The organism is Streptomyces sp. NPDC047028, from assembly GCF_040644095.1.
Classification (GTDB): domain Bacteria; phylum Actinomycetota; class Actinomycetes; order Streptomycetales; family Streptomycetaceae; genus Streptomyces.
Genome location: NZ_JBEYVS010000117.1, coordinates 1 through 3,272 on the forward strand (window position 1 = coordinate 1; position 3,272 = coordinate 3,272).

The 3,272-nt window shown below is 74.8% G+C and carries 1 protein-coding gene; it reads left to right on the forward strand.

The annotated features are described in order from the left end of the window. Positions 1 to 15 precede the first annotated feature (15 nt). On the forward strand, positions 16 to 3,272 hold a 3,257-nt coding region (locus tag ABZ854_RS37125; RefSeq protein ID WP_361220445.1), incomplete at its 3' end, for an SDR family NAD(P)-dependent oxidoreductase.

The window sequence follows — 3,272 nt, forward strand, 5'->3', positions numbered from 1 at the left end:
GGCCCGGAAACAGGTGTGAACACGGTTGTCAGCCACTTCACCGGTGAAGGCCGTAAAGCGAAGAAGCTCACCGTGAGCCACGCTTTCCACTCGCCGCTGATGGAGCCGATGCTCGCCGAGTTCCGCCAGTTCGCCCAGGTGCTGAACCCGATGCGGCCAAGCATCCCGATCGTCTCTACGCTGACCGGCCGCGAGGTGTCGTACGAGGAGCTGGCCGACCCGGAGTACTGGGTGCGGCACGTCCGTGAGGCCGTACGGTTCGCCGACGCGGTCCGCGCCCTGGAGGACCAGCGCGTCACCACCTTCCTCGAGCTGGGCCCGGACGCCGTGCTGGCGGCGATGGGCGCCGAGTCCGTCACCGACGGCCGGCTGCTGCCCGCCCTGCGCCGCAGCCACGACGAACCGGCCGCCCTTGCCGGTGCCGTCACCGAACTGCACCTGCGCGGAACCGAAGTCGACTGGGCGGCCTACCTGGGCTCGGCCGCCTGCGCCAAGGCCCCCGAACTGCCCACCTACGCCTTCCAGCGCAGGCGCTACTGGCTGGACGCCGTCGCCGACGGGCCCGCCGATCCGGCCGCACTCGGCGTGACGGACGCCGAACACCCGTTGCTCGGAGCCGCATTGACGGTGGCGGGCTCGGAGCGGCTGGTCCTCACGGGCAGGCTGTCGGTGCGCAGCCACCCGTGGCTGGCCGACCACGCCGTCGGCGGCACCGTCCTGCTTCCCGGTACCGGGTTCGTGGAACTCGCCGTGCGAGCGGCTGACTTGGCGGGCTGCTCGGCCGTGGAGGAACTCACCCTCCAGGCACCCCTGACCCTGGACGACGGCCCCGAGGCGGGTGCCGACGTCCAGCTCGTTGTGGAGGAGCCGGACGAGGTCGGTCGCCGCGCGCTGACCGTGCACTCGCGCGCGGCCGGCACGGACTGGGCCGACCCCGACTGGACGGTGCACGCCCAGGGCGTACTGGCACCGGCCGCCCCCGCACCCGGATCGGAAGCCGAAGCCCAGGCCGGGATATGGCCGCCGCAGGGCGCCCAGCCCCTCGACGTGACGGACGCCTACGCCCGCATGGACGCCCAGGGGTACGGCTACGGCCCCGCCTTCCAGGGTCTGCGCGCCGCCTGGCGACGCGGTGAGGAACTGTTCGCCGAGGTCGCCCTGCCGGACGGCGTGGACCCGGTCGGCTACACCCTGCACCCCGCCCTGCTGGACTCGGCGCTGCACGTCATCGGCCTCGACGAGGACACCGAGGGCGCCGAACTGCCCTTCGCCTGGACGGATGTGACCGTACGGGCCGCGGGCGCCACCGCACTCCGCGTGCACGTCACCCCGGCCACCTCCGGCGTCCGTCTGCACCTGATGGACCCGGCCGGCGCGAGCGTGGCCTCGGTCGGCTCGCTGGTCCTGCGGCCGGCCGCCGTGGACACGGGCCGGACGGTCCCGCTGTACCGGGTCGCGTGGACCCCGGCCCAGGCCGACGCGTCAGTGCGTACGGCCGACTTCCAAGTGGTGTCCGGCACGACGGTGGCCGACGTGGTCACCGCCCTGCAGACCGCGCTCACGGGCGAGGCCCGGCCGCTGGTGGTGACCCGGGGCGCGATGCCCGTGCACGGCGAGGCCGATGTCCGCGACCCCGAGCAGGCGGCGGTGTGGGGCCTGGTGCGCGCCGCGCAGGCGGAGCACCCCGGACGCATCGTGCTCGTCGACACGGACGGCGAGGTTCCGGATGTACTGCCGGACGGTGAGGTGGAGTTGGCGGTGCGGGCCGGTCGCTGGCACGTGCCGCGACTGGTGCGGGAGACCGTGCCGGCAGTCGCCGACTCCTGGTCGACGGCGGGCACGGTCCTGATCACGGGCGGCACCGGAGGACTCGGCGCCCTCACGGCCCGGCACCTGGTGGCCGAGCACGGCGTACGGTCCGTGCTGCTGGTGGGCCGCAGGGGTGCCGACGCGCCGGGGGCCGCACAACTGGTGGACGAGTTGCGCACGTTGGGAGCGGCCGTCGCGGTGGAGGCGTGCGACGTCTCCGACCGGGGGTCGCTGGCGGGCCTCTTCGACGCCCATCCCGGCATCACCGCCGTCGTGCACGCCGCCGGTGTCCTCGCCGACGCCACCTTCGGCACGCTCACCCCGGACCGTCTGGAGGCGGTGTGGGCGCCGAAGGCCCGCGCGGCCCTGCACCTGCACGAGCTGACCGCCGACCGCGATCTCGACGCGTTCGTCCTCTACTCCTCGGCGGCGGCCACCTTCGACGCCCTCGGCCAGGCCAACTACGCCGCCGCCAACGCCTACTTGGACGCCCTGGCCACCCAGCGCCGCGCCCAGGGCCTTCCGGCGCTCTCGCTCGCCTGGGGCCTGTGGGACCCGGAGGCGGGCGGCATGGCGGCCGGCCTCGCCCCGGCCGACGTCTCCCGCGCCGCCCGCGCCGGTACGCCCGCGCACGGCGTCGCGGCCGGACTGGCGATGCTGGACGCGGCGGGCGGCGGCCTGCCGGACGCGGCGCACGTCCTGGCCCTTCGCCTGGACCAGGAGGCCCTGACCCGCCGGACCCGCTCGGAGGAGCTGCCGCCGGTGCTGCGGGGCCTGGTCCGGGCCCCGGCGCGCCGCACCGCCGGCTCGGCCACGGCCGAGAGCGGCTCCCTGGCGGACGAACTGGTCCGCCTGGACCCGGCCGACCGCGAGCGCCGACTGCTGACACTCGTCCGCACGCACGTCGCCGCCGCCCTCGGCCACGACGGCCCGCAGGCCGTGGACCCCGAGCGCGGCTTCGGCACCCTCGGCTTCGACTCCCTCGCGGCGGTCGAACTGCGCAACAAGCTGGGCGCGGCGACCGGCCTGCGCCTGCCCGCCACCCTGACCTTCGACTATCCGAACACGGCGGCCGTGGCCCGCTACCTCGACGAGCAACTCGTGGGCACGGACGAGGAGTCGGTGGCCGCGCCGACGCCGACCGAGCTGCCGGACGGCGACGACCCGGTCGTGATCGTCGGCATGGCCTGCCGCTACCCCGGCGGAGTGACCTCCCCCGAGGACCTGTGGAACCTCCTCGCGGCAGGCGGCGACGCGGTCTCCGAGTTCCCGGCCGACCGTGGCCCGCTGTGGCAGGAGTCGTACGACCCCGATCCGGAGTCGGTCGGCACCACGTACGTCAACCAGGGGGCGTTCCTGGACCGTGCGGCCGACTTCGACGCCGACTTCTTCGGGATCAGCCCGCGTGAGGCGCTGGCGACGGACCCGCAGCAGCGGGTGCTGCTGGAGACCTCGTGGGAGGC